The 24,664-nt window shown below is 64.6% G+C and carries 20 protein-coding genes and 1 riboswitch; of the genes, 17 read left to right on the plus strand and 3 right to left on the minus strand.

What is annotated here, in order from left to right; all coding sequences use genetic code 11:
• Window positions 1-3 precede the first annotated feature (3 nt).
• Window positions 4-696 (minus strand): glutathione S-transferase N-terminal domain-containing protein, encoded by a 693-nt coding sequence (locus tag KM031_RS15945; RefSeq protein ID WP_215504472.1) that lies wholly within the window; start codon window positions 694-696, stop codon window positions 4-6.
• Window positions 697-782: 86 nt separating this feature from the next.
• Window positions 783-860, plus strand: a riboswitch (SAM riboswitch).
• A gap of 45 nt (window positions 861-905) precedes the next feature.
• On the opposite strand from KM031_RS15945, the gene metZ reads away from it, so the two are divergent.
• The 4 genes from metZ to KM031_RS15965 all read left to right on the plus strand — a co-directional run bounded on the left by metZ (window position 906) and on the right by KM031_RS15965 (window position 6,395).
• Window positions 906-2,087: an O-succinylhomoserine sulfhydrylase gene (gene metZ / locus KM031_RS15950; protein WP_215504471.1), complete on the plus strand. Its 1,182-nt coding sequence runs from the start codon at window positions 906-908 to the stop codon at window positions 2,085-2,087.
• A gap of 208 nt (window positions 2,088-2,295) precedes the next feature.
• On the plus strand, window positions 2,296-3,384 hold the full coding sequence (folE2, locus tag KM031_RS15955; protein ID WP_215504470.1) for a GTP cyclohydrolase FolE2: 1,089 nt from the start codon (window positions 2,296-2,298) through the stop codon (window positions 3,382-3,384).
• Between the two features lie 10 nt (window positions 3,385-3,394).
• Window positions 3,395-4,891 carry a TrkH family potassium uptake protein gene (locus tag KM031_RS15960; protein ID WP_260692004.1) on the plus strand — a complete coding sequence of 499 codons (1,497 nt, stop codon included), beginning with the start codon at window positions 3,395-3,397 and terminating at the stop codon, window positions 4,889-4,891.
• Between the two features lie 31 nt (window positions 4,892-4,922).
• The gene (locus KM031_RS15965) at window positions 4,923-6,395 is read left to right on the plus strand and encodes a TrkH family potassium uptake protein (RefSeq protein WP_215504469.1); all 1,473 of its coding nucleotides are present in this window, start codon (window positions 4,923-4,925) and stop codon (window positions 6,393-6,395) included.
• Window positions 6,396-6,499: 104 nt separating this feature from the next.
• Here the strand turns inward: KM031_RS15965 and KM031_RS15970 are convergent, their stop codons facing one another.
• Complete coding sequence (locus tag KM031_RS15970) at window positions 6,500-8,296, minus strand: trypsin-like peptidase domain-containing protein (RefSeq protein ID WP_215504468.1); 1,797 nt, start codon at window positions 8,294-8,296, stop codon at window positions 6,500-6,502.
• Window positions 8,297-8,487: 191 nt separating this feature from the next.
• Between KM031_RS15970 and KM031_RS15975 the strand changes: the two genes are divergently transcribed.
• The 10 genes from KM031_RS15975 to KM031_RS16020 all read left to right on the plus strand — a co-directional run bounded on the left by KM031_RS15975 (window position 8,488) and on the right by KM031_RS16020 (window position 20,850).
• Window positions 8,488-9,417, plus strand: coding sequence for a glycine--tRNA ligase subunit alpha (locus KM031_RS15975; RefSeq protein ID WP_215504467.1), 930 nt, complete (start codon window positions 8,488-8,490; stop codon window positions 9,415-9,417).
• On the plus strand, window positions 9,414-10,091 hold the full coding sequence (locus KM031_RS15980) for an FkbM family methyltransferase (protein ID WP_215504466.1): 678 nt from the start codon (window positions 9,414-9,416) through the stop codon (window positions 10,089-10,091). The genes KM031_RS15975 and KM031_RS15980 overlap by 4 nt, the downstream gene beginning before the upstream one ends.
• Before the next feature lies 1 nt (window position 10,092).
• On the plus strand, window positions 10,093-10,566 hold the full coding sequence (locus KM031_RS15985) for a DUF6446 family protein (protein ID WP_215504465.1): 474 nt from the start codon (window positions 10,093-10,095) through the stop codon (window positions 10,564-10,566).
• 3 nt (window positions 10,567-10,569) lie between these two features.
• The gene (gene glyS, locus KM031_RS15990) at window positions 10,570-12,852 is read left to right on the plus strand and encodes a glycine--tRNA ligase subunit beta (RefSeq protein ID WP_215504464.1); all 2,283 of its coding nucleotides are present in this window, start codon (window positions 10,570-10,572) and stop codon (window positions 12,850-12,852) included.
• Between the two features lie 204 nt (window positions 12,853-13,056).
• Window positions 13,057-15,594: a putative PEP-binding protein gene (locus tag KM031_RS15995; protein WP_215504463.1), complete on the plus strand. Its 2,538-nt coding sequence runs from the start codon at window positions 13,057-13,059 to the stop codon at window positions 15,592-15,594.
• 232 nt (window positions 15,595-15,826) lie between these two features.
• The gene (locus KM031_RS16000; protein WP_215504462.1) at window positions 15,827-16,513 is read left to right on the plus strand and encodes a cell wall hydrolase; all 687 of its coding nucleotides are present in this window, start codon (window positions 15,827-15,829) and stop codon (window positions 16,511-16,513) included.
• Between the two features lie 115 nt (window positions 16,514-16,628).
• Window positions 16,629-17,537: a dihydroneopterin aldolase gene (locus KM031_RS16005; protein WP_215504461.1), complete on the plus strand. Its 909-nt coding sequence runs from the start codon at window positions 16,629-16,631 to the stop codon at window positions 17,535-17,537.
• A 45-nt stretch (window positions 17,538-17,582) separates the two neighbouring features.
• Window positions 17,583-18,608: a dihydropteroate synthase gene (gene folP, locus KM031_RS16010; RefSeq protein WP_215504460.1), complete on the plus strand. Its 1,026-nt coding sequence runs from the start codon at window positions 17,583-17,585 to the stop codon at window positions 18,606-18,608.
• Complete coding sequence (gene glmM / locus KM031_RS16015) at window positions 18,605-19,954, plus strand: phosphoglucosamine mutase (protein WP_215504459.1); 1,350 nt, start codon at window positions 18,605-18,607, stop codon at window positions 19,952-19,954. The genes folP and glmM overlap by 4 nt, the downstream gene beginning before the upstream one ends.
• Window positions 19,951-20,850, plus strand: a complete 900-nt coding sequence (locus KM031_RS16020) for a glycosyltransferase family 8 protein (RefSeq protein WP_215504458.1) — start codon at window positions 19,951-19,953, stop codon at window positions 20,848-20,850. The genes glmM and KM031_RS16020 overlap by 4 nt, the downstream gene beginning before the upstream one ends.
• 66 nt (window positions 20,851-20,916) lie before the next feature.
• On the opposite strand, the gene ilvC is transcribed toward KM031_RS16020, so the two are convergent.
• The gene (gene ilvC / locus KM031_RS16025) at window positions 20,917-21,939 is read right to left on the minus strand and encodes a ketol-acid reductoisomerase (protein WP_215504457.1); all 1,023 of its coding nucleotides are present in this window, start codon (window positions 21,937-21,939) and stop codon (window positions 20,917-20,919) included.
• A 293-nt stretch (window positions 21,940-22,232) separates the two neighbouring features.
• Here ilvC and KM031_RS16030 point away from each other — a divergent pair, with 293 nt between their 5' ends.
• The 3 genes from KM031_RS16030 (at window position 22,233) to KM031_RS16040 (ending at window position 24,387) form a co-directional block, all read left to right on the plus strand.
• A complete protein-coding gene (locus KM031_RS16030) occupies window positions 22,233-22,688 on the plus strand; it encodes an Lrp/AsnC family transcriptional regulator (RefSeq protein WP_215504456.1) in 456 nt (151 codons plus the stop codon).
• Window positions 22,685-23,143: an Lrp/AsnC family transcriptional regulator gene (locus tag KM031_RS16035; protein ID WP_215504455.1), complete on the plus strand. Its 459-nt coding sequence runs from the start codon at window positions 22,685-22,687 to the stop codon at window positions 23,141-23,143. Before KM031_RS16030 ends, KM031_RS16035 begins: the two co-directional genes overlap by 4 nt.
• Window positions 23,144-23,259: 116 nt before the next feature.
• Complete coding sequence (locus KM031_RS16040; protein ID WP_215504454.1) at window positions 23,260-24,387, plus strand: aminotransferase class V-fold PLP-dependent enzyme; 1,128 nt, start codon at window positions 23,260-23,262, stop codon at window positions 24,385-24,387.
• Window positions 24,388-24,664 lie beyond the last annotated feature (277 nt).

The following is a 24,664-nucleotide window of genomic DNA, read 5'->3' on the forward strand; positions in this document are numbered from 1 at the left end:
GGGTCAGCGTTTGAACAGCATGTCCATCGCCTGTTTGTCCATGACCGGCTGGCGGGCTTCGGCTCCCACGGCGCGGCCCTTCTGAAATGCCGGGCGCGCCGCCAGCGCCTCCAGCCAGCGGGCGAGGTGCGGCTTGTCGTCGAGGCTCTGCTGCTGGCCTTCCCAGCCCATCGCCCAGGGCCAGATCGCGATATCGGCGATGGTCAGGCTGTCACCCGTGACAAAGCTCTTGTCCGCCAGTTGCCGGTCCAGCACGCCGTAAAGCCGCCCGACCTCGCGCCGATAGCGGTCCTGCGCATAGGGCAGCACCTGCGGCGGATCCATCTGCGGCGCGTATTTCAGAAAGTGATGCGCCTGTCCGGCCATCGGCCCGACACCGCCCATCTGCCACATCAGCCATTGATCCACCGCCACCCGCTCGCGTTCGCTGCGGCCATAGAGCTGGCCGGTCTTGCGGGCCAGATATTGCAGGATGGCGCCGGATTCAAAGATGGCGATCGGGGCCCCATCCGGGCCATCGGGATCGACAATCGCGGGCATGCGGTTGTTGGGCGCAATCGCCAGAAACTCGGGCTTGAACTGATCGCCCGCGCCGATGTTCACCAGTTTGACCGTATAGGGCAGGCCCAGCTCTTCCAGCGCGATGCTGATCTTGTGGCCATTGGGCGTGGGCCAGTAATGCAGGTCGATGGTCATGGCAGCTCCTTTTTGCGGCGATGAAAGCGCATCGGGCCGGTGCAGGCAAGCCACATGGCGTTGACCTTTGCGCGAGCCGGGAGTAAGGCCACATCCGTGGCGCTTTGTGACCGGATTGCGGGCCACGTTAAACAAACCGCTAAAAGGGCAAGGGATCGACCCTGAAGCCTTTCGGTCTTCGGGGTTTTTCTTTGTCCGGAGGACGGAACATGAGCAACACTTGGAAAACACGCACCACGCTGGTGCATGAGGGCAGCCGCCGCAGCCAATATGGCGAGATGGCCGAAGCGATCTTTCTGACGCAGGGTTTTGCCTATCCCACCGCCGAAAGCGCCGAGGCGCGCTTTCTGAAGGCGGGCGAGGATGAGTTCATCTATGCCCGGTATGGCAACCCCACCACGCGCAGCTTTGAAGAGCGGATTGCCGCGATTGAAGGCACCGAGGATGCCTTTGCCACCGCAAGCGGCATGGCGGCGGTGAATGGTGCGCTGGTGTCGATGCTGCGGGCCGGGGATCATGTGGTCTCGGCGCGGGCGCTGTTCGGCTCCTGTCTTTATATCCTCGAAGAGGTTCTGGGGCGCTATGGCGTCGAGGTCACCTTTGTCGACGGGGCTGATCTCGCGCAATGGCGCGCGGCGGTGCGGCCCGATACCAAGGCCGTGTTCTTTGAAAGCATGTCGAACCCGACGCTGGAGCTGGTGGATATTCGTGGCGTGGCCGAGATTGCCCATGCCGTCGGCGCGCTGGTGATCGTGGACAATGTGTTTGCCACGCCGATCTTTTCGCGCGCCGTTGATCAGGGCGCGGATGTGGTGGTCTATTCGACCACGAAACACATTGACGGGCAGGGCCGGGCGCTGGGGGGCGTGATCTGCGGCACCACCGAGTTCATCCGCAAGGTGGCCGAGCCTTACATGAAACACACGGGCGGCTCGATGAGCCCGTTCACGGCGTGGATCATGCTCAATGGCATGGCGACGCTGGATCTGCGCTGCCGGGCGATGGCCGACAGTGCGGCGCGGATCGCCGCCGCGCTGACCACGCATCCCGGCCTGTCGAAGGTGATCTATCCGGGGCTGGACAGCCATCCGCAGCATGATCTGGCCATGGCGCAGATGGGCTCGGGCGGGACGATGATTGCCTTTGACGTGACGGGCGGCAAGGATGCGGCGTTCCGCTTTATGAACGCGTTGGAAATCATCAAGATTTCCAACAATCTGGGCGATGCCAAATCCATCGCCACCCATCCGGCGACGACCACGCACCAACGCCTGTCGCAAGAGCAGAAAGACAGCCTTGGCATCACGCCAGGCCTGATCCGGCTGTCGGTCGGCCTGGAAGATGCCGAGGATCTGATCACCGATCTGACCCGCGCCCTCGCTGCCGTCTGAGGGGGCCGGGCCTGAACACCCCGGACGAAGCGCCCTGGCGCTTCGTCCGGTGGCGCGCAAAGCGGCCTCGTGCTTTCTTGTCCTTGGGTGATCCGATGTCGGCTTTGTGCCGTAAAACAGCGGCAAGGGTTGGATATCGGTGCAAAATGCCCCATATGATAGCCCTGCGACCATGGCATATGCCAAGACCGATGCAGGGGGGCGCGCGATGAATATCCATACGCCGGAAATCGACCGGAAACCCAGCCGTGAAGAGGCCGAGGCCGCTCTTGCGGTGCTGCGCCAATGGGCGGGCAAAGCCACCGATGCCGAAATTGCGGCGGTCGATCCGGCAGCACGCGCCTTGGCCGGGGATGGCTATCCCGATCTGAGCCGTGATTATCCGGCAGAATTTCAGGTGGATGCCGCCTACAAGGACACTCTGCCCGATCTGCAAAATGGCCCGGCCAGCCTGATCCGGGGCGCGCGCACGCAGATCCAGCATGTCGGCATTTCCAATTTCCGCCTGCCGATCCGCTATCGCACCCGCGATGCGGGCGAGGTCTTGCTGGAAACCAGCGTGACCGGCACCGTCAGCCTTGAGGCGGAGAAGAAGGGCATCAACATGAGCCGCATCATGCGGTCGTTCTATGCCCATGCCGAACGCGATTTCAGCTTCGAGGTGATCGAACACGCGCTGGAAGATTACAAACGCGATCTGGAAAGCTTTGATGCGCGCATCCAGATGCGGTTCAGCTTTCCGGTGAAGGTGCAATCGCTGCGCTCGGGCCTCAGCGGCTGGCAATATTATGACATCGCGCTGGAACTGGTGGATCGGGCAGGCGAACGCCTGAAGATCATGCATCTGGATTACGTCTATTCCAGCACCTGCCCCTGCTCGCTGGAGCTTTCGGAACATGCGCGGCGCATGCGCGGGCAACTGGCCACGCCGCATTCGCAACGCTCGGTCGCGCGGATTTCGGTGGTGCAGCAACCGGGCCGCTGCCTGTGGTTCGAGGATCTGATCGCGCTCTGCCGCGACGCCGTGCCGACCGAAACGCAGGTGATGGTGAAGCGCGAGGATGAGCAGGCATTTGCCGAGCTCAATGCCGCCAACCCGATCTTTGTCGAGGATGCGGCGCGGCTGTTCTGTGCCCAACTGCAATCCGATCCGCGCATCGGGGATTTTCGCGTGGTCGCCAGCCATCAGGAAAGCCTGCACAGCCATGATGCGGTCAGCGTGCTGACCTCTGGCCCGACCTTTGCGCAAGCCAGCCTCGATCCGCGGCTGTTTGGCACCTTGTTCCACATCGGCTGAGGGCAGGACGGTGGCTGCGCTTGACAAAAGCGCGGCCACGTCAGAGGTCTGGCGCACCATGATCGACCTTGCGCCCGTTGCCCATATCCTTGGCCGTCTGCTGCTGCTTCTGGGCGGGCTGATGCTTGTTCCGGCGGGGCTGGACTGGGCGTTGCAGAACGGCAATGCCGAAGCCATGCTGCAATCGGCGCTGATCACATCTGGCGTGGGCGGGCTTGTGGTCCTCTCTACCCAAGGCTCGCTGGGGCGCGCCTTTGACATCCGCACCGCGTTTCTGCTGACCTTCGGCATCTGGGTGCTGACGCCGCTGGCCGGGGCCTTGCCGATGATGCTGGGCGCGCCGGGGCTGGGCTTTACCGACGCCTATTTCGAGGCGGTGTCGGGCATCACCACCACCGGATCGACGGTGATCGTGGGGCTGGCTGACCAGCCGGCGGGCATGAACCTGTGGCGCGGCATGCTGAACTGGCTGGGCGGGCTGGGCATCGCCTTTATTGCGATGATCTTCCTGCCGGTGATGCGGGTGGGAGGGATGCAGTTCTTCCGCACCGAGGGGTTTGATACCTTTGGCAAGATCCTGCCGCGCGCCAGTGACATTGCGCTGTCGCTGGTGGGGGTCTATGCCGGGCTGACGGTGGCCTGCCTGCTGGTGTACAAGGCCATCGGCATGTCGGCGCTGGATGCGGTGGTCCATGCCTTTGCCACCATCGCCACCGGGGGCTTTTCACCGCAGGACAGCTCGTTCAGCGTGTATCCGGGCGCGGGCGAATATGCGGGGGCGTTTTTCATGGCCATCGCGGCGCTGCCCTATATCCGTTATGTGCAGATGGTCACCGGCCGCAAGGATGCGCTGTGGCGCGACCCGCAGGTCCGCTCTTACCTCGTGTGGATGGCGGTTTTTGTGCTGGTGGTGACGGGCTGGCGCGTGCTGAGCAGCGACATGGCGCTGGAACCCGCCTTCCGCGAAACCCTGTTCAATATGGTGTCGATCATGACCGGCACCGGCTTCTTTTCCGGCAGTTTTGCCGCATGGGGCGGGTTTGCACTGGTGCTGGCCTTTGTCGTCGGGGTGATCGGCGGCTGTTCCGGCTCCAGCTCCGGCGCGCTGACGGTGTTCCGGGTGCAGGTGGCGATGGGGGCGGTGCGCGCGCAGGTGCGCAAGATCGCCCTTCCACATCGGGTGGAGCCGGTGCGTTATGCGGGCCGCGCCATTGATTTTGAAACGCTGAACGGGGTCACGATGTTTGTGACCTCTTATATCCTGCTGATCGGCGTGCTGAGCGTGGCGATGACATTGGCGGGTGTCGATCTGCAATCGTCGCTGTTCGGCATCTGGTCGTCGCTGGGCAATATCGGCTATGGGATCGGCCCGATGGTGGCCCCGACCGGCACCTATATCGACTTCCCGGTGCTGGCCAAATGGGTGATGATCGTCACCATGCTGCTGGGGCGGCTGTCGCTTCTGGCGATCTTTGTTCTGGTGCTGCCGCGTTTCTGGCGCGGTTGACAGTCGGGCTGTCGGGGGCGAGTGTCGGGCCATGGTGGATCTGCGTCCTGTCGGTCATGTTCTGGGTCTGCTTCTGGTCGCCTTAGCGGCACTGATGCTGTTGCCGATGGGGCTGGACCGCTTCACCGGCCATGGCAACTGGCTCGCGTTTCTTTATGCCGGGGCGGTGACCGGCGTGTCGGGCGGAGTGCTGGCGCTGGCCTGTGCCAATGCCATGGGATCCGGGCTGACGCTGAAACAATCCTTTGTGCTGACCACGGCGGTCTGGGTAATCCTGCCTGCCTTCGGGGCGCTGCCCCTGATGATGGGCGCGCCGCAGCTTGGCCTGACCGACGCCTATTTCGAGGCGGTGTCGGGCATGACCACCACCGGCACCACTGTGATCGGCCCGGACCGGATGACCGGCGCGCCGGGGCTGGATCATCTGCCGATGGGCACCAATCTGTGGCGGGCGATGCTGCAATGGCTGGGCGGTCTGGGCATCGTGATCGTGGCGCTGATCTTCCTGCCGGTGATGAAGGTCGGCGGCATGCAGTTCTTCCGCAGCGAGGGCTTTGACACGCTGGGCAAGATCCTGCCCCGCGCCTTCGAGATCTCGGTGGCCCTGATCCAGATTTATCTTGGCCTGACAGTCGCTTGTGCGATGGTGTTCCATTGGCTTGGCATGAGCGGCTTCGATGCGGTGGTCCATGCGCTGACCTGCGTGTCGACGGGTGGCTTTTCCAGCTATGACATCAGCTTTGGCGCCTATCTCGGCGCGCCGCAGGTGGCGGCGACGCTGTTCATGATCCTCGCCTCGCTGCCGTTCATCCGCTATGTGCAGGTGATGCGGGGCGATGTGCTGCCGCTGTGGCGCGATGGGCAGGTGCGCGCCTTCCTGCGCTGGATCGGCTATGCGGCGCTTGGCATCGTGGCGGTGACGATGTGGCGGCAGGGGGCGGATGCGCTGTACATGCTGCGCGAGGCGGCGTTCAACGTCGTGACCATCATGACCGGCACCGGATATGCCTCGGTCGATGTGACGGCCTGGGGCGGCTTTGCCTTTGTGGTGCTGCTGACGGTCGGGCTGATCGGTGGCTGCACCTCGTCAACCGTCTGTTCGGTCAAGGTGTTCCGGTATCTGATCGTGATCGAGGCGGTGCGTATCCAGCTGCGCCGCCTGCGCCAGCCGCGCGCCATTCACCAGATGCGCTATCAGGGCCAGCCGGTCACCGATGACGTGCTGGATTCGGTCATCGTGTTTTTCACCATGTTCGTGCTGACCTTTGGCGCGCTGGTGGTGGGGTTGGCGCTGGCGGGCCTGTCGGACCGCGCGGCGCTGACCGGGGCCTGGACCGCGATTGCCAATATCGGCCCGGTCTGGGGGGCAGAGGTCGGGCCGAGCGGGGCGGTGGATGCCTTTCCGCTGGCTGCCAAATGGCTGATGATCCTCGGCATGATCCTGGGGCGGCTGGAATTGCTGTCGGTCTATGTGCTGCTGATGGCGCGGTTCTGGCGCGACTGACCGGGGCGACTGACCGGGGCGACTGACCGGGGCGACTGGCCGGGGAACGCATGAAAAGGGCCGCCCCGATCAGGGCGGCCCTTTCTGCGATCCGGCGCGCGGGCTTACCAGCAGGACACCAGAACCGTCATGCCCTCGGCCAGCCGGTTCAGATCCTCGGGGGCCAGCGCCCCCTGGCGGTTGGCGGCCCGCGGCGGCACGCCCGCTTCGGTCAGGCGTTTGGCCAGATTGGCGGCCTGCGCAGCATATGACACTTCCAGCGGCAGCTTGCGTGCGCTGGCCTCATTGCGCGGCAGCAACATGCCGATCACCGCGCCCGCACCATCGAGCACCGGCCCACCCGCATCGCCCGGCAGGGTTTCCATCGACAGACGGGTGATGCCGGCCTCGCCATCCAACCCCTTCATGTCCTCCAACGTGCCGAAGGTCAGGGTGGGCGCGGGCAGGGTGTCTTCATAGCTGTAACCCGACACCGCCACTTCCTGCCCCAGACGCGGCTGGCCGGTCAGCAGTTCGGCCACGGCGGGGGGCGACAGCGGCTGTTTCGGTTTCACCAGCGCCAGACCCGAGGTGGCATCGGTAAAGATCACCTCTGCCTCGCTGCGCAGATCCAGCGTGATGCGGTTGCAGCCCTCCACCACCTCATGCGTGGTCAGCACGGTGCCATTGGCATCGACATAAAAGCCCGAGCGCGACAGTTCGGGGCGGCGCACTTCCAGACCGGACAGCAGGCCGCGGCGGCTTTCTTCGGGCAGCGGCACCAGACCGGGATCCAGTGCCTTGTCGCCCAGCGACCGGAAGCTGGACTTCATCGCCGCCAGCACCCGTTCCATGCGCGCGTCATCCTTCGGATCCCAGACGAGCATATAGCCCTTCACCAGCCCCTTGGAGAGTTCGGCATAGGTATGGCTTGCCACGCCGCCATTGCGCCCGTCGATGGTAAAGCTGCGCTCGGACCGCGAGCGTTCACCCTGCAGCGGCACGGCCTCCAGCGTTTGCAGCACGTCATAAAGGCCATAAAGCGTCGATTGGTCGCCCGGTTGCGAAATCAGGATGACCTTGACGCCCGAGGCGGCCTTTTCGCGGTAATGCACGAAGGGCGGCTCGTAATGGTCGAATTCCACCAGCGCAGTGGGCAGGGTGATCTCGATCCCGGCTTCGGCCTCGGTCACGGTGGCCAGACCCAGTTCCGCCTGTGCCTGGCCATAGGCCGCCACCAGCGTTTCGCGTTGCAGGGTGGTCAGCACGCCGGTCGGCTCCACCGCATTGGCCTCTTGCCAGGCGGCCATGCTCTTGCGGGTGCCGGGGCCAAAGGCGCCGTCGATCCTGGCATCATAGAAGCCGAACCATTGCAGGGCGGTTTGCAGCAATTGCCGGTCGGTGCCCGAAAGCGCGGCCTCGGCGGCGCGGGCTTCGGCAAGGGTTTCCTGCGGGATGACAGCGGGTTCCGGGGCGGGCAGGGCTTCGGCCACCGGCGCTGTGGGGGCAGGTGCATCCGCCAGCGGGGTTTCAAGAATGGGCGTGTCCGGCACAGGCGCTGACGGCGCGGCGGGCAGGGCCGGTTGCGTGTCCATGCCGACGGGCCAGAACGGCTGGCCGAAGCTGCGGCCTTCGGCAATATAGCTGTCGCCCGGCACCAGCGCCTCGCGTTTCAGCTGCGACAGGCGCACCGCCGCCGCCGCGCGGTCCTGATAGGGGCCAAGGGCGATGGCATACCAGCCGCCGCCGGTGGCAAACCCGGCCACATCGGGAAACAGCGCCGAATAGGCGCGCGCGCGGTCTTCGGCTTCGCGCAGGGTCGGCTGCGCCTCGATCTGAAGCCAGAGCTGCTGTTGTGCCTGCGCGGCCTGCCCGATGCCCATCATCAGCACCAGCCCGAGCAGAAAAATCACTTGTTTCATTGCGGTCACTATCCCGTCACGTCCCATTGCCTGCAGCGTTACACGCGGGCGCGTGCCAGTGCAAACAGGCTGTGGCTGCGGAATTCTGACAGTTGCGCGAGCAGGGCCGCATTGACCCTTTCGCGCCTTCTGCCTATTGGAGACACAGCTTTGAACCGGCCCGTGCCAAAGGCCCGTCAGTGAGGTCTGCCATGTCTGCATCCAATCCGCCCCGCAGCTTTCAGGAAATCATCCTGCGCCTGATGACCTATTGGGGCGACAAGGGCTGCGCCGTGTTGCAACCCTATGACATGGAGGTGGGGGCAGGCACCTTCCATCCGGCCACCACCCTGCGCAGCCTTGGCAGCAAACCCTGGGCCGCCGCCTATGTGCAGCCCTCGCGCCGTCCGACCGACGGGCGCTATGGCGAGAACCCGAACCGCCTGCAACATTATTACCAGTATCAGGTGCTGATCAAACCCTCGCCGCCCGATCTGCAAGACCTCTATCTCGGCTCGCTCAAGGCCATTGGCATCGACACCGATCTGCATGACATCCGCTTTGTCGAGGATGACTGGGAAAGCCCGACGCTGGGCGCCTGGGGGCTGGGCTGGGAGGTCTGGTGCGATGGCATGGAAGTCAGCCAGTTCACCTATTTCCAGCAGGTCGGCGGACATGACTGCCGCCCGGTGTCGGGCGAGCTGACCTATGGGCTGGAGCGGCTGGCCATGTATGTGCTGGGCGTCGATCACGTCATGGACATGCCGTTCAACAACCCCGATGCGCCGATTGCGCTGACCTATGGCGACGTGTTCCGCCAGACCGAACAGGAATACAGCCGCTGGAACTTCGATCAGGCCGATACCGACATGCTGTTCCAGCATTTCAAGGATGCCGAGGCCGAATGCGAACGCATTCTCGCCGCACCGGAGCTGGACAAGGCAGGCCGCCGCATCATCATGGCGCATCCCGCCTATGACCAGTGCATCAAGGCCAGCCACCTGTTCAACCTGCTGGACGCGCGCGGCGTGATCTCGGTCACCGAACGTCAGGCCTATATCGGGCGGGTGCGGGCGCTGGCCAAGCAATGCGCCGATGCCTTCGTGCAGACCGAAGTCGCCGGGGGCGGCGTCGCGGCATGAGTGGCGATCTGGACCACGAACGCTGGCGGGTGCGGCTGCGTCATCTGTGGCGCACTGTCACCCTGCAACGCCGGTTTGACAAGGCGCAGGCGCGGCGCGCGTTTCTGGCCGCCGTCGCCGGTTTGCGGCCCGGCGATCTGGCGATTGATCTGGGGGCCAATGTCGGCCGCTTCACCCGCCCGATGGCCGAGACCGGCGCGGATGTCATTGCGTTCGAGCCCGATCCCCATGCCTTCGGCCTGCTGCAAGCCGCGCTGCGTCCCTATACCAATGTCACGCTGATGGCTGCGGCGGCGGGCGATCAGGATGGCGAGATCACGCTTTATCGCCATGCCGCCTTTGACGAGGCCCCCGATACGCGCACCAAATCCTCCTCCATCATCGCGGGCAAGGCGAATGTGGCGGGCGGGCAGGCGATCCCGGTGCAGGTGATTGATTTCACCCGCTTCCTGCGCGAGCTTGACCGCGATGTGGCGCTGCTGAAGATCGACATCGAAGGGGCCGAAGTGCCGCTGATGGAGGCGCTGCTGGCCAGCGGGGCTGCCGCGCGCATCGGCCATATCTTCATCGAGACGCACGAACGCGGCATCCCCGCGCTGGCCCGCCGCACCGATGCGTTGCGTGCGGCCACGGCAGGCTGGACAAAGCCTGTCGTCAACTGGAACTGGCACTGATATGAGCGGCAAGATAATTGCGATAGGCTTGGTCATGATAGCAGCGATTGCGGGCATCGCCCTCTATTACCTCCAGATCTATGCCTTCTACGAACCCGTGCGGTTCGAGCCGGGCGCCGAGATCCGCCTGACCCCGATCATCGGCGACGCGCCCGAGGTCATTCTGGCCGAAAACGTGCAGGGCATCGACGCCAGCTCGTCGCCGCTGCGCTTCCGTGCCTGTTTCCACACGCCGATGTCGCAGGGCATGCTGACCGAAACCTACAAGGTCTATGACGCCGCCGAACCGCTGGTCGCCCCCGGCTGGTTCGACTGTTTCAACGCCGAAAAGATCGGCACGGCCCTGGAAACCGGCGAGGCCATTGCCTTTTTGTCGGAACCCGAAATCGCCCCGGGTGTCGATCGTGTTGTCGCGGTATTCCCCGATGGCAGCGCCTATGCCTGGCACCAGCTCAACGCTTCGCTGAAAGACTGACCCATGCCCGATTTGCTGATTGAACTCTTCTCCGAGGAAATTCCGGCGCGGATGCAGGGCCGGGCGCGCGAGGATCTGAAGAAACTGGTGACGGATGGTCTGGTCGAGGCCGGGCTGACCTATGACTCGGCTGGCGCCTTCTCGACGCCGCGCCGTCTGGTGCTCAGCCTCACCGGCCTGACCGCCGAAAGCCGCCCCGTGCGCGAAGAGCGCAAGGGCCCGAAAACCGATGCCCCCGCTGCGGCGATTGACGGCTTCCTGCGCGCCACCGGGCTGACGCTGGATCAGCTTGAGGCGCGCGACGAAAAAAAGGGCCAGACCTATTACGCCGTGGTCGAAAAGCCGGGCCGCAAGGCGGCAGAGATCGTGGCCGAGGTGCTGGACCGCACCATCCGCAGCTTCCCCTGGCCGAAATCCATGCGCTGGGGCACGGGCAGCCTGCGCTGGGTGCGCCCGCTGCATTCGATCCTCTGCCTGCTGTCGGACGAAGGCGGGGCCGAGGTCGTGCCGCTCACAGTCGACGGCATCGTGGCGGGCAACAGCACCGGCGGCCACCGCTTCATGGCCCCCGCCCGGTTCAGCGTGACCGGCTTTGACGATTACGCCGCCAAGCTGCGCCGCGCCTTCGTGATGCTCGACAGCGCCGAACGCGAGGCACATATCTGGAATGACGCGCAAAATCAGGCCTTTGCACGGGGTCTTGAGGTCGTGCCCGACGCAGGCCTGCTGACCGAAGTGGCCGGACTGGTCGAATGGCCGGTGGTACTGCTGGGCGCGATTGGCGAGGCCTTCCTCGGCCTGCCGCCCGAGGTGCTGCAAACCTCGATGCGCGAACATCAGAAGTTCTTCTCGGTGAAAAACCCGAAAACCGGCCGGATCGAAGGCTTCGTGACCGTCGCCAACCGCGAAACCGCCGACCACGGCGCGACCATCCTGAAGGGCAACCTCAAGGTGCTGTCGGCCCGGCTTTCAGATGCGAAATTCTTCTGGGAGAATGACCTGCGCGAGGCGAAAACCGGCATGGCGGCCTGGGAGGACGGGCTGAAAGCCGTGACCTTCCACAACAAGCTGGGCAGCCAGTCCGACCGCATCGCCCGCATTGCCGCTCTGGCGCGCGACATTGCGCCGCTGGTCGGCGCGGAGGCGGACCAGGCCGAACGCGCCGCGAAACTGGCAAAGCTCGACCTGCGCTCGGCCATGGTCGGTGAATTCCCCGAACTGCAAGGCACCATGGGCCGCTATTACGCGCTGGAGGCGGGCGAACCCGAAGCCATCGCCAACGCCGCCCGCGACCATTACTCGCCGCTCGGCCCCTCGGATGCCGTGCCCAGCGATCCCGTCTCGGTCGCCGTGGCGCTGGCCGACAAGATCGACACGCTGACCGGCTTCTGGGCCATCGACGAGAAACCCACCGGCAGCAAAGACCCCTTCGCCCTGCGCCGCGCGGCGTTGGGCGTGATCCGGCTGGTGCTGGGGAATGGGGTGCGGGTTGGGTTTGAGTCAGTATTTGCGAAAGCAATTCTCGACCTCTTGGATCGAGCGTTCGACAAGTTGGCGTCTGGCACACAAGAGGAATGGATTGCTCGTTGGTCCAATCGGGAAGGCGGTAGCATCGAGCACGCTGCCGCAATGCTCAGGAACTTCAAGAAATTCCTTGTCGTAGATTTGGCCTCACGTTCCCTAGAGGCACAGGGCAAATTTGATGAAGCGTCGGCGCTCAAAGAAACGCATAAGATCAATTTTGAAGCCGAGCGCGATGAAGTTAGCCTCCTCTCATTCTTCCATGACCGCCTCAAAGTCTTCCTCCGCGACCAGGGCATCCGCCACGATGTGATCGACGCCTGCCTCGCCATGCCCGGCAATGACGATCTCACCCTCTTGGTGAAACGCGCCGAAGCCCTGCAAACCTTCCTCAAGACCGAGGATGGCACCAACCTGCTGCAAGGCTTCAAACGCGCCAACAACATCCTGACCCAGGCCGAGGCCAGGGATGGCGTGGAATATTCCTTCGGCGCCGATCCGAAATTCGCCGAAACCGACGCAGAACGCGCCCTCTTCTCCGCCCTCGACGCAGGCGAGGCCGCAATCAAACCGGCAATGGCCCAGGAAGATTTCGCCGCCGCCATGGCCGCCATGGCCCAACTGCGCGCCCCGATCGACGCCTTCTTCACCGCCGTTCAGGTGAACAGCGACAATCAGATCGTGCGCCGCAACCGGCTCAACCTGCTGCACCGCATCCGCACGCTGGTGGCCCAGGTGGCCGATCTGACCAAAGTCGAAGGCTGACCGCCCCGGCGGGCTTTCATCTTGGTCCAAATATCCTGGGGGTCCGGGGGCAAAGCCCCCGGCCTTTCCGTAAAAACCTACCGGTCGTTCCCGCCACGGCCCTTGGCAAACCACCGGACCTTGTGCAAATGACGCCTCGCCCCCACTATCGCTTGCACCACCTTGCGATAAGCGTATTCTGCCCGCGAACCAAAGGGTGCCGCAGTGCAGAAACACGATCTTCTTACCGATTTCACCACCATCACCCCCTCGGCCCGGATCACCACGCCCAGCCACGGCTGGCGCGCGAAATGTCTGCAACGGCTGGTTCGCCTTGATCTTCCGGTGCCGGGCACGGTGGCGCTGCCTGCGGCAACCGTGCGGGCCATCGCCTCGGGGCAGATGGTGGATTGCCCGGCGATCCTCGCGCATTTCGGCAGCGACCCGCTGATTTCGGTGCGCCCTTCGCCGGAGAACCCCGATTGGGGCGGCCCCGCCACCATTTTAAACATCGGCTTCAACGCCGCGCGCCATGCGCGGCTGGCTGAAACCCATGGGCAGGCGGCGGCAGATGCGCTGTATCTGCGTTTCGTGCAGGGCTATGCGATCCATGTGGCGCGGCTGGACCCGGACATGTTCGAAGGGGTGGAGCCCTCTGCCCAGTCGCTGCGCGATGCGCTGCGCAGCTATCAGTCTGAAATGGATGAGGCCTTTCCCGAAGATCCGGCCCGGCAACTGGCCGATGTGCTGCGCTCCATGGCCCGCGCCTGGGAAGGCACGACCGCCCGCCTGCTGCGTCAGGCAAAGGGTGCGCCTGCCGAAGCGGCGCTGGGGCTGGTGGTGCAACAGATGGCGCAGGGCATCGGGCAGGGCATTTCCGGCTCGGGTGTCATGCAGTTTGTCGATCCGGTCACGGGTGATCCGCTGATCAAGGGGCGCTATCTGGGGCAAAGTCAGGGCCGCGATGCGCTGTCGAAAACCGAAGCGATCTATCTGACGCGTGACAAGCGCGGCCCGTCGCTGGAGGATCTCGCGCCCGAGATTTTTGCCGCGCTGACCCGCCACGGCGCAATCTGCCGCCAGAAGCTGCGCGAAGAGATGCAGATCGAATTCACCATCGAGGACGGGCATCTGTCGGTTCTGGATGCGGTCAAGGTGGCGCGCTCGTCGCGGGCCGGGCTGAAAATCGCGGTGGCTCTGGCCAAGGATGGCGTGATCACCCCCGAAGAGGCGGTGCTGCGGGTGGAACCGCGCGCGCTGTCGGAACTGCTTCACCCGCAGGTCGATCCGCGCGGCGCAAGGGATGTGTTCGTGCGCGGCATTGCGGCGTCGCCGGGCGCGGCCACCGGGCGGATCGCGTTTTCGTCGCAGGCGGCGCAGGCCTTTGCCGCGCGGGGTGAGCCCTGCGTGCTGGTGCGGCGTGAAACCGCGCCCGAGGATATTCGCGGCATGCATTCGGCAGTGGCCGTGCTGACCGAGCGCGGCGGCATGACCAGCCACGCGGCGGTGATCGGGCGGGGGCTGGGCCTGCCCTGTATCGTGGGTGCATCCGATATCCGTCTGGATACAAAGGATAAAAAGCTCGTCGCCCGCGATGGCCGCCTGTTTCGCGAAGGTGATATCATCACCGTGGATGGCACCACCGGCGAGGCGCTGGTGGGGGCCACCGACATGCTGCCCCCGGCGCAGGATGATGCGTTCCGGCAATTGCTGGCCTGGGCCGATGGCTTTCGTGACATCGGCATCCGCGCCAATGCCGACACCCCGACCGATGCGCAGACGGCGCGCGATTTCGGCGCGCAGGGCATTGGCCTCTGCCGCACCGAACATATGTTCTTTGACGAAGACCGTCTGGTCGCCATGCGCGAGATGATCTTTGCCGATACGCCCGCCGACCGGGCCGCCGCCCTGACGCGCCTGCTGCCGATGCAGCGCGCGGATTTCGGGCAGCTGTTCGAGATCATGTCGGGCCTGCCGGTCTGCATCCGGCTGTTCGACCCGCCGCTGCATGAATTCCTGCCACATTCCCGCGAAGGTCTGCGTGAGTTGGCCGAGGCGCTGGACCGTCCGCTGTCCGAGGTGACGCGCCGGGCCGAGGCGCTGGCCGAGTTCAACCCGATGCTTGGGATGCGCGGGGTGCGGCTTGGCGTGGTGCTGCCGGAAATCTATGACATGCAGGCCCGCGCGATTTTCGAGGCCACGGTGGAATCGGTGCGCAAGGGCGCGCCGGTGGTGCCCGAGATCATGATCCCGCTGGTTTCGGCGCGGCGCGAGGTGGAGCTGGTCAAGGGCCGCATCGACGCGCTGGCCGCCGCCGTGCGCAGCAAGACCGGGGTGGCCTTCGACTATCGGCTGGGTGTGATGGTGGAAACACCGCGCGCGGCGCTGCGCGCGGGCGAGATTGCGCAACATGCCGCCTTCCTGTCATTCGGGACCAATGACCTGACGCAGATGACCTATGGTCTGAGCCGGGATGATGCGGGACGTTTCATGAACACCTACGTTCAGCAAGGTGTCTTTCCCGAAGATCCGTTCCATATTCTGGACGTGGACGGGGTGGGGGAATTGCTGCTGATCGGGGCGGAACGGGGCCGTGCGACTCGGGCAGACCTGACCCTCTCAATTTGTGGTGAACATGGCGGAAATCCCGAATCAATCGCCTTCTGCCGTAAGGCCGGCTTCGATTATGTGAGCTGTTCGCCCTACCGTGTGCCCTTGGCCCGGCTGGCGGCGGCGCATCTGGCGCTAACTGACCCAAGGTAACAATTTTATGTGCAATATCAACGCGCAGCCTTGTATCGGTGCAAGATTCCACTTGCAGTTTTTAAAAGTGCTTCGGCTGATTTCCGCGCAAAATTAACCGATTCATTGTGGCAATTTTGCCACAAGACTGGACTCACAGGGTATTTCTGGTCTAAGCCCCGCGACTGTTGCCGGTGACAGGGGTGTTTTTCCCGTCGCGGGCGGCGCTGAAATAGACCGGGAACACACGTTAATGCGCTTGCTACAAAGCTGGACGGCGGCCGCTGCGGCCTCGCTTGTCCTGGGAGGAGCGGCCTTCGCCGATGTCACGGTGAGCCAGTCGAACGATCCAACAGCCTCTTTGGGGGGGAGGATGACCTCGCTTCTGGGGGTGGAACGGACGGCACTGGATCAGGTTGCGCCGATGCGGCTTGCCGCGCTGGCCGATGGGGTGGCGACACCCCGCAAAGTGAAAAAGACAGCTCTGCCAGAGATTTCCGAGCCGAAGCTCATCCGCTACGATTCGTCGTTTGTGGATACCGCGCCGACGGCTTCGGGGGATGCACAATGGCAGTGCCTGACCAACGCGCTGTATCACGAGGCGCGGGGGGAAACCATCAAGGGGCAGTTCGCGGTCGCCGAAGTGATCCTGAACCGGGTCGACAGCCCGGCCTATCCGCGCTCCGTCTGTGGCGTGGTCAATCAGGGCGGCGGCGGCGGGTGCCAGTTTTCTTTCACCTGTGATGGCAAATCCGACCGGGTGAGCGAAAAGGCCGCCTGGACCCGGGCGGGCAAGATTGCCCGGCTGATGCTGGACGGCGCGCCGCGCGCGCTGACCCAGGGGGCCACGCATTTTCACACCGTGGGCGTGCGGCCCAGTTGGTCGCGCAGCTTTGCGCGCACGGCGGCCATTGGCGCGCATCTGTTCTATCGGCCCTGAGCGGGTCAGAACCGCCGCAATGTCGGGTCTTGGGCCTTGCCTGCCGCTGGCGGGCAGGGCATAGCGCGGCGGATGCGGCTAGAGTCGCCTCAGTTCTGCGGCCCGGAGGGCGACCATGACCAGCGATATCCGCCTTGCTTTTGCACATCCCGAAGAGCGCGCCGCCGCCTCGGCCAGTGCCGATCCGCGCGACCGCATTTCCTTGCGCGACCATATTGTCGAGGCCGATATCGGTGCCTTCCAGCAAGAGCGCGGCCATAAGCAGCGGCTGCGCTTTGATGTGGTTGTCGAGGTGCGCCCGCATCCGGCCCCGGTCGATGACGATGTGGACCGGATCCTGTCGTATGACCGGATCACCGAGGCCATCGCCGCCGAACTGGCCGAAGAACGGCTCAACCTGCTGGAAACGCTGGCCGAAAAGGTGGCAGAGCGGGTGCTGGACGAACCGCAGGCAATGCGCGCCTTCGTGCGGATCGAAAAGCTGGATCGCGGTCCGGGGGCGCTTGGGGTGGAAATCGTGCGTTCGCGTGCCGCTGCACCGCTGAACGCGCTGGGGCAGGATGGCGACATGACGGCGCTGCATCCGCTGGTGGCCTATTTTGATAATGCGACGATTGCCGCCGCCGATCTGGCAGCGCGGCTGGATGCCTTGCAGGCGCGGGGCCTGCCGGTGATCCTGACAGTGGGCCTGCCCGATTTTCCGCGCGCGACCACAGGGCACAAACCGACGCAGCGCCGCATCGACCTGCTGGCCATCGAACAGAACGCCTGGACCCTGGCTGCGCGCGATGACCGCTGCGTTGTGGTGGCGACCCGGACCGAGATCGACTGGGCGATGAAACATGGCAAGATGATCGTCTGGGCGCCTTCGAAGCTGGTGCTGGACGCGGTGGACGGTCCGCATTCGCGCGAGCCGGTGGCGCTGGCGCTGTGGCTGGCCGAGTTGACGGCGGCCGAGCGGATGGTTGTTCACGGCGATGTAACACTTCCGGCAGGAAGCCGCGTGAGGGTTGAGCGCGGCTGAGCAGCGGGCTTGCCTGATCTGCGCCTTGGGCCTAATCGAATGCGCATGACCTATTATCGCCCCATCCCGATGCATGATGCCGCCCGGCCCGCCGATGCCCTGACATTGGCGGGGGGCTGGCTGTGGTTCAGCTTTGTCGAAGTGCTGGAACGCGGGGCAGCACCCCGTCTGATGCCCGCGCGCGATCTGCCCGAGGTCGTGCGCCAGCGGCTGACCACGCCGCGCGCCGCCTTTGCCGGGTTGACGCTGGACCGGCCGCGCCTGATGGGCATCCTGAATGTGACTCCCGACAGCTTTTCGGATGGCGGGCAGTTCCTTGCGCCCGAGGCGGCGGTGGCGCAGGGCCGCATGATGGCCGGGGCCGGGGCCGAGATCATCGACGTGGGCGGCGAAAGCACACGGCCCGGTGCGGCCGAGGTGGCAGTGGCCGAAGAAACCGCCCGCACTGCGCCGGTGATTGCCGCGCTCAGGGCCGGCGGGATCGACACCGCCATTTCGATCGACACACGCAAGGCGGCGGTGGCCCGGGCGGCGCTGGCGGCGGGGGCGAGCTTCGTCAACGATGTGTCGGCCTTCACCTATGATGCGGCGATGGCGGCAACGGTGGCCGGGGCGCAGGCGCCCGTTTGCCTGATGCATGCGCAGGGCACGCCGCAGACCATGCAGGCGGATCCGCAGTATGAGGATGTGCTGCTGGATGTGTATGATTTTCTGGCGGCCAAGGTCGCCGAGGCCGAGGCGGCGGGCATTCCGCGCGATAGGATCATGGTCGATCCCGGCATCGGTTTTGGCAAGACGCTGGATCATAACCTGACGCTGATCCGAGGTCTGAGCCTGTTTCACGGGCTTGGCTGCCCGATCCTGCTTGGGGTCAGCCGCAAGAAATTCATCGGCACTCTGGGCGGTGAGGCGGATGCCGCCCGGCGCGCGCCGGGGTCAGTCGCCGTGGCGCTGGCCGGGGTGGCGCAGGGCGCGCAGGTGTTGCGCGTGCATGATGTCTGGGAAACCCGGCAGGCCATGACCTTGTGGCGGTCGGTCACGGGCGAAATTCTGGAAGGAGCGCGGGCATGAGCCGCAAACTGTTTGGCACCGATGGCGTGCGGGGCCGCGCCAATACCTATCCGATGACCGCCGAAATGGCGCTGCGCCTTGGCGCGGCGGCGGGGCGGTTTTTCCGCCGTGACGGCAGTTCCGCGCATCGGGTGGTGATCGGCAAGGACACGCGCCTGTCGGGCTATATGCTCGAAAACGCGCTGACGGCGGGGCTGACCTCGACCGGCATGAATGTGCTGCTGCTGGGCCCGGTGCCGACGCCGGCGGTCGGCTTTCTCACCCGCTCCATGCGGGCGGATCTGGGTGTGATGATTTCCGCCAGCCACAATCCGCATCAGGACAATGGCATCAAGTTCTTTGGCCCCGACGGGTTCAAACTGTCGGACGAGGCCGAGGCCGAAATCGAGGCCATTCTGGCCGGGGATGTGCCGCCGGCCAAGCCGGAGAACATCGGCCGGGCCAAGCGGATCGAGGATGGGCGCGGGCGGTATCAGGAATATGCCAAGACCACCTTCCCGGCAGGGCTTCGGCTGGACGGGCTGAAAGTGGTGATCGACTGCGCCAATGGTGCCGCCTACAAGGCCGCCCCCGAAGTGCTGTGGGAACTGGGCGCCGAGGTGATCCCGGTGGGGGTCACGCCCAATGGCACCAATATCAACGACCGGTGCGGATCGACCTATACCCAGACCGCAGCCGAGGCCGTGGTGGCGCATGGCGCGGATGTGGGGATCTGTCTGGATGGCGATGCCGACCGGGTGATGATCCTTGATCAGGCCGGGCGCGTGGCCGACGGCGATCAGATCATGGCGCTGCTGGCGGGCCGCTGGGCCGAAGAGGGGCGGCTGGCCGGGGGTACGCTGGTCGCCACCGTGATGTCGAACCTCGGGCTGGAGCGGTATCTGAACGGACGTGGCCTGCATCTGGAGCGGACGGCGGTGGGTGACCGTTATGTGGTCGAGGCGATGCGGCGCGGCGGCTTCAATCTGGGCGGCGAACAGTCGGGCCATATCGTGATGACCGATTACGCCACCACCGGCGACGGCCTGATTGCCGGGCTGCAATTCCTGTCGGAAATGGCGCGCACCGGCGTGGCTGCATCGGAACTGGCGCAGACCTTTGAAACCGTGCCCCAGCTTCTGAAGAACGTGCGCTATGGCGCGGACAAGGCACCGCTGTCCGAAGTGTCGGTGAAGGCCCGCATTGCCGAGGCCGAGGCGCGGCTGAACGGCAAGGGGCGGCTGCTGATCCGCAAATCCGGCACCGAGCCACTGATCCGCGTGATGGCGGAATGCGAGGACGAGGCGCTGCTGCGGCAAGAGGTGGATGGCATCGTGGCGGCGGTCGAGGCGGCGGTTCTGGTATGATGGCGCCGGATGTCACGCTGGTCTTTGACCGGGGGTTTCTGCGCCCGTCGCTGATTGCCGCCTATTCGGTGCTGAAACACCGGCCAAAGGATGTGACGCTGCGCTTTCTGGTGACAGAACCGGTGCCAGACCTGATCCCGGCGCTGACCCGTCTGCGCGCGGCCTTTCCGGGGGCCGAGATCCTGTCGCAGCAGGTCGATGTGCCGCCGCTGGAAGTGGGCGGGCATGTGTCGCCCGCCACGCTGGCCCGGCTCGCCCTGCCACGGTTGCTGGAGCGGCCGACGCTTTATATCGACGGTGATACGATGATCCGCCGCGATATCGGCCCGGTCTTTGCCACCGATCTGAAGGGGCTGCCGGTCGCGGCCTGTCTGGATACCGGCATCCGCAAGGCGCTGTGGCATCGCAAGCGCGGCAGCCGCCTGATCTCGCGCAAATCGGCGCGGCATCTGGCCGATCTCGACAAGATCGCCGGACTGGTTGACCCCGAAACCTATATCAACGCCGGGGTGTTCCTGTTCGATCTGCCGCGCATCCGCGCGCTTGGGCTGGATGTGCCGATGGGAGATGCGGCAGGGGCGGTGGCGCTGCGCAAGCAATATGGGCTGCGGTTCAACGATCAGAACTGGCTGAACAAGGTGTTCAAGGGACAGATCGCGCCGCTGGACCCGATCTGGAACGCGCTCTGGGGCAATCGCGCCACTGGGCGGTCACCGTTTCCGCCGGAAGAGCAGGCTCGCTTTGCCGAGTCGCGCCGCGATCCTGGGCTGGTGCATTTTACCGGACGGCTGCGGCCCTGGGATATCCGCTATCCGATCTTTTACCCCAAGCGGCGGCCCTGGCTGGCCGAATACAAGGTCTTGCAGGCCGAGGCCGAGCCGGTTCTGGGCCTGTGACGCGCCGCCGATGAAATCGAAAAAGGCCGGGGATTACCCCGGCCTTTCTTGTCATGGGTGCGCAGATCAGTTGCGCGAACGGTCGACCATCTTGCCCTTGGAGATCCAGGGCATCATGTCGCGCAGTTTCTTGCCGACCAACTCGATCTGATGCTCGTCGTTCGAACGGCGCGACGCCTTGATCGTCGGCTGACCCACCGAGTTTTCCACCATGAAGTCACGCACGAACTTGCCGGTCTGGATGTCGGTCAGCACGGCTTTCATGCGGGCCTTGGTTTCCTCGTAGGGCAGGATGCGCGGGCCAGAGACGTATTGGCCATATTCGGCGGTGTTGGAGATCGAGTAATCCATGTTGGCGATGCCGCCTTCATAGATCAGGTCGACGATCAGCTTCACTTCGTGCAGGCATTCGAAATAGGCCATTTCCGGCTCGTAGCCCGCTTCGACCAGGGTTTCAAAGCCCATGCGGATCAGTTCAACAAGGCCACCGCAGAGCACGGCCTGTTCACCGAACAGGTCGGTTTCGCATTCCTGACGGAAGTTGGTCTCGATGATGCCCGAACGCCCGCCACCGATGGCCGAGCAATAGGACAGCGCGATTTCCTGCGCCTTGCCGGTCGCATCATTGTGCACCGCGAACAGGCAGGGCACGCCGCCGCCCTTGGTGTATTCGCCACGCACGGTGTGGCCCGGGCCTTTGGGGGCCATCATGATGACGTCGATGCCGGGTTTCGTCTCGATCAGGCCGAAATGCACGTTCAGGCCGTGGGCAAAGGCAATCGCCGAGCCTTCTTTCAGGTTGTCATGCACATATTTCTTGTAGGTTTCGGCCTGAAGTTCATCGGGCATGGTGAACATGATCACGTCACACCAGGCTGCCGCTTCGGCAATGCCCATCACCTTCAGGCCTTCGCCTTCGGCTTTCTTGGCCGAGGGCGAGCCGTCGCGCAGGGCAACCACAAGGTTTTTCGCGCCGCTGTCGCGCAGGTTCAGCGCATGGGCATGGCCCTGGCTGCCATAGCCGAGGATGGCGACCTTCTTGTCCTTGATCAGGTTGATGTCGCAGTCACGATCATAATAGACGCGCATTGGGGCGTTCCTTGTTTTGCCGTTATGCTGGGCAGAATACGGAAAGCGCCTTGTCGTTCAGTGCAAAAATCTCTGAATGATCGTGTTGTGTCGAAAAATCATGCGTTATATTGTTTAATATAGAAATTTTCATTCACGCCGCGATGCGATGGGCGCAGAGATCGTGCAGGCTCAGCCTCTGGGGCAGCTGGCCCGGCCGCCGCATCAGCCGGGCTTCGGTGGGCAGCGGGATTGACGATATTTCACGCATGATGCAAAATTCATGTGCGGTTGTGGCGCTTGGTGGAATGGTCATGCTTGATGATACGGATCGGCGGCTGTTGCGCCAGCTTCTGGCGGAACCCAGTCTGGGCACATCGGATCTGGCCGAACGGGCCGGGCTGACCACCGCAACCTGCTGGCGGCGGCTGGAAAAACTGCAGGCGGCAGGGGTCATCACGGCGCGGCAAGCGGTGATCGACTGGCGCGCGCTGGGATATGCGGTCGAGGTGTCGCTGCGCTTCACGCTGGACAAGACCGAACCGCGCGCCTTTGACGAATTTCTGGAGGCGGCGCGGCAGGTGCCCGAGGTGATCGGGATCGAGACGTTTCTGGGGCGCGTCGATGTCCGGCTGAACGTGATTGCCCGCGACATGGCGCAGTATCAGGAGATTTATCGCCGCCGCATCCTCACCCTGCCGCATATCGCCGATATCGAGGCGCTGATGCTGATTGCCACCATCAAGGATTCCGCGGGGTTGCCGCTGTGATCGACCTGGACGATATCGACCGGGCGTTTCTGCGCGATCTGGCGCGCGATGGCACGTTGGCCGCAGGCGAGCTCGGCCGTCGCCACGGGCTGAGCCAGCCTGCCGCCTGGCGGCGGGTGAAGCGGATGGAAGAGGCCGGGGTTCTGGCCGGGCAGCGGGTACTGGTCGACCGCGCGGCGCTGGGGTTCGGGGTCACGGTGTTTCTGGGCATCAAGCTGGCCACCAAGGGCCGGGTCAGCCTTGAGGATTTTGAACGCGCCGTCACCGCCATCCCCGAGGTGCAGGTGGTGCAGCATGTGCTGGGCCTGTTCGATTACCGGCTGCGGGTGGTGGCTCGCGACATTGCCGATTTTGAACGGGTGCTGCGGCGGCGGATCATGACGCTGCCGGGGGTGGGGCAGGTGGAGGCCAATGTGGTGCTGACCGAAGAGGCCCGACCCGGCCCCTTGGGCTGACCCGGTGGCGGCGCGATAAACAGCTTTGCGGTTTTCCGTATAATCCGTGTCGGAAACCGGGGGACTGGCGCCGCGCTTCTGCGCTAGGATCGGCGCAATCAGCATGGGAGGCTTTGATGCCCGGACTTCGCCCCGACGTGGATCCAGATGGTTTGCAGGAATTCTCGGTCGTGTTCACCGACCGCTCGCTCAACCATATGTCTGCGAAATTTCAGACAGTTATGCGCGAAATTTCATCCATGCTGCGCGAGGTTTATCACGCCGAGGCGGTGGCTCTGGTGCCCGGTGGCGGCTCTTATGCGATGGAGGCGGTGGCGCGGCAGTTCGGCAGTGGGGCCCATGCGCTGATCGTGCGCAACGGCTGGTTTTCCTATCGCTGGACCCAGATTTTCGAGGCGGGCGGCTTTGCCGGGCAGACCACGGTGGTGATGGCGCGGCCTGCGGGCAATGGCGCGCGCGCGCCCTTTGCACCGCCGCCGATCGACGAGGTGGTGGCCCGGATCCGGTCGGAAAAGCCGGATGTGATCTTTGCGCCGCATGTCGAAACCTCGGCCGGGTTGATCCTGCCCGATGACTACATCACTGCCATGGCCGCCGCCGCGCATGAGGTCGGCGCGCTGATGGTGCTGGATTGCATCGCCTCCGGCGCGATCTGGGTGGATATGCAGGCGACCGGCGTGGATGTGCTGATCTCGGCCCCGCAAAAGGGCTGGTCGGCGTCGCCTTCGGCCGGGCTGGTGATGATGTCCGCCGCGGCGGTGGCGCGGCTGGAGGCGACGAGTTCCAGCAGTTTCGCACTGGATCTGAAGAAATGGCGCGCGATCATGGCCGCCTATGAGGGGGGCGGCCATGCCTATCACGCCACCCTGCCGACCGATGCCTTGCTGGGCTTCCGCGATGCGATGGCCGAAACGCAGGCGCTTGGCTTTGACAGCCTGAAGGCCGCGCAATGGCAGCTTGGTCACGGCGTGCGGGCGATGCTGGCGGCCAAAGGGGTGCAATCGGTGGCCGCTGACGGCTTTGGCGCGCCGGGTGTGGTGGTGAGCTATACCGATGACCCGGAGATCCAGACCGGCCGTAAATTTCTGGCCGAAGGCTTGCAGATCGCGGCGGGCGTGCCGTTGCAGGTGGGCGAGGGCAGCGCGTTCCAGACCTTCCGCCTCGGCCTGTTCGGCCTTGATAAACTGACAGATGTAGAGGGCACGCTGGCCCGTCTGCGCCCGGTCGTCGACAAACTGCTGTAAGCCGAAGCCCGGCCTTTTGATAGCGTGTCAAAAGGCCGGGATCTGATCCGGATGCCGCCCTGTTCTGCGGTGCAGCACCATGTCGCAAAAACCCATATCTGCGGTGTGCCATTGTATACCTGACAGGCGTGGCCGCGTTGTGCCCACCAGCGCCACCGGATCTTCTGCATGGCGCGAATGGCGGATGGAATGCCGGTCCTGCGCAAGATCACGGTGCTGGCGGCCTGATTCCCGGCCTCAGGGCCGATCCGCCGAAAGATGCCCGATTGCTGGGCGC

It is taken from the genome of Gemmobacter fulvus, assembly GCF_018798885.1.
Classification (GTDB): domain Bacteria; phylum Pseudomonadota; class Alphaproteobacteria; order Rhodobacterales; family Rhodobacteraceae; genus Gemmobacter; species Gemmobacter fulvus.

Excerpts from the sequence above, each read along its gene's own strand:
- KM031_RS15945 (WP_215504472.1), bottom strand. The coding sequence starts at position 696 with ATGACCATCGACCTGCATTACTGGCCCACGCCCAATGGCCACAAGATC.
- metZ (WP_215504471.1), top strand. The coding sequence starts at position 906 with ATGAGCAACACTTGGAAAACACGCACCACGCTGGTGCATGAGGGCAGC.
- folE2 (WP_215504470.1), top strand. The coding sequence starts at position 2,296 with ATGAATATCCATACGCCGGAAATCGACCGGAAACCCAGCCGTGAAGAG.
- KM031_RS15965 (WP_215504469.1), top strand. The coding sequence starts at position 4,923 with ATGGTGGATCTGCGTCCTGTCGGTCATGTTCTGGGTCTGCTTCTGGTC.
- KM031_RS15970 (WP_215504468.1), bottom strand. The coding sequence starts at position 8,296 with ATGAAACAAGTGATTTTTCTGCTCGGGCTGGTGCTGATGATGGGCATC.
- KM031_RS15975 (WP_215504467.1), top strand. The coding sequence starts at position 8,488 with ATGTCTGCATCCAATCCGCCCCGCAGCTTTCAGGAAATCATCCTGCGC.
- KM031_RS15980 (WP_215504466.1), top strand. The coding sequence starts at position 9,414 with ATGAGTGGCGATCTGGACCACGAACGCTGGCGGGTGCGGCTGCGTCAT.
- KM031_RS15985 (WP_215504465.1), top strand. The coding sequence starts at position 10,093 with ATGAGCGGCAAGATAATTGCGATAGGCTTGGTCATGATAGCAGCGATT.
- glyS (WP_215504464.1), top strand. The coding sequence starts at position 10,570 with ATGCCCGATTTGCTGATTGAACTCTTCTCCGAGGAAATTCCGGCGCGG.
- KM031_RS16000 (WP_215504462.1), top strand. The coding sequence starts at position 15,827 with ATGCGCTTGCTACAAAGCTGGACGGCGGCCGCTGCGGCCTCGCTTGTC.
- KM031_RS16005 (WP_215504461.1), top strand. The coding sequence starts at position 16,629 with ATGACCAGCGATATCCGCCTTGCTTTTGCACATCCCGAAGAGCGCGCC.
- folP (WP_215504460.1), top strand. The coding sequence starts at position 17,583 with ATGACCTATTATCGCCCCATCCCGATGCATGATGCCGCCCGGCCCGCC.
- glmM (WP_215504459.1), top strand. The coding sequence starts at position 18,605 with ATGAGCCGCAAACTGTTTGGCACCGATGGCGTGCGGGGCCGCGCCAAT.
- KM031_RS16020 (WP_215504458.1), top strand. The coding sequence starts at position 19,951 with ATGATGGCGCCGGATGTCACGCTGGTCTTTGACCGGGGGTTTCTGCGC.
- ilvC (WP_215504457.1), bottom strand. The coding sequence starts at position 21,939 with ATGCGCGTCTATTATGATCGTGACTGCGACATCAACCTGATCAAGGAC.
- KM031_RS16030 (WP_215504456.1), top strand. The coding sequence starts at position 22,233 with ATGCTTGATGATACGGATCGGCGGCTGTTGCGCCAGCTTCTGGCGGAA.
- KM031_RS16040 (WP_215504454.1), top strand. The coding sequence starts at position 23,260 with ATGCCCGGACTTCGCCCCGACGTGGATCCAGATGGTTTGCAGGAATTC.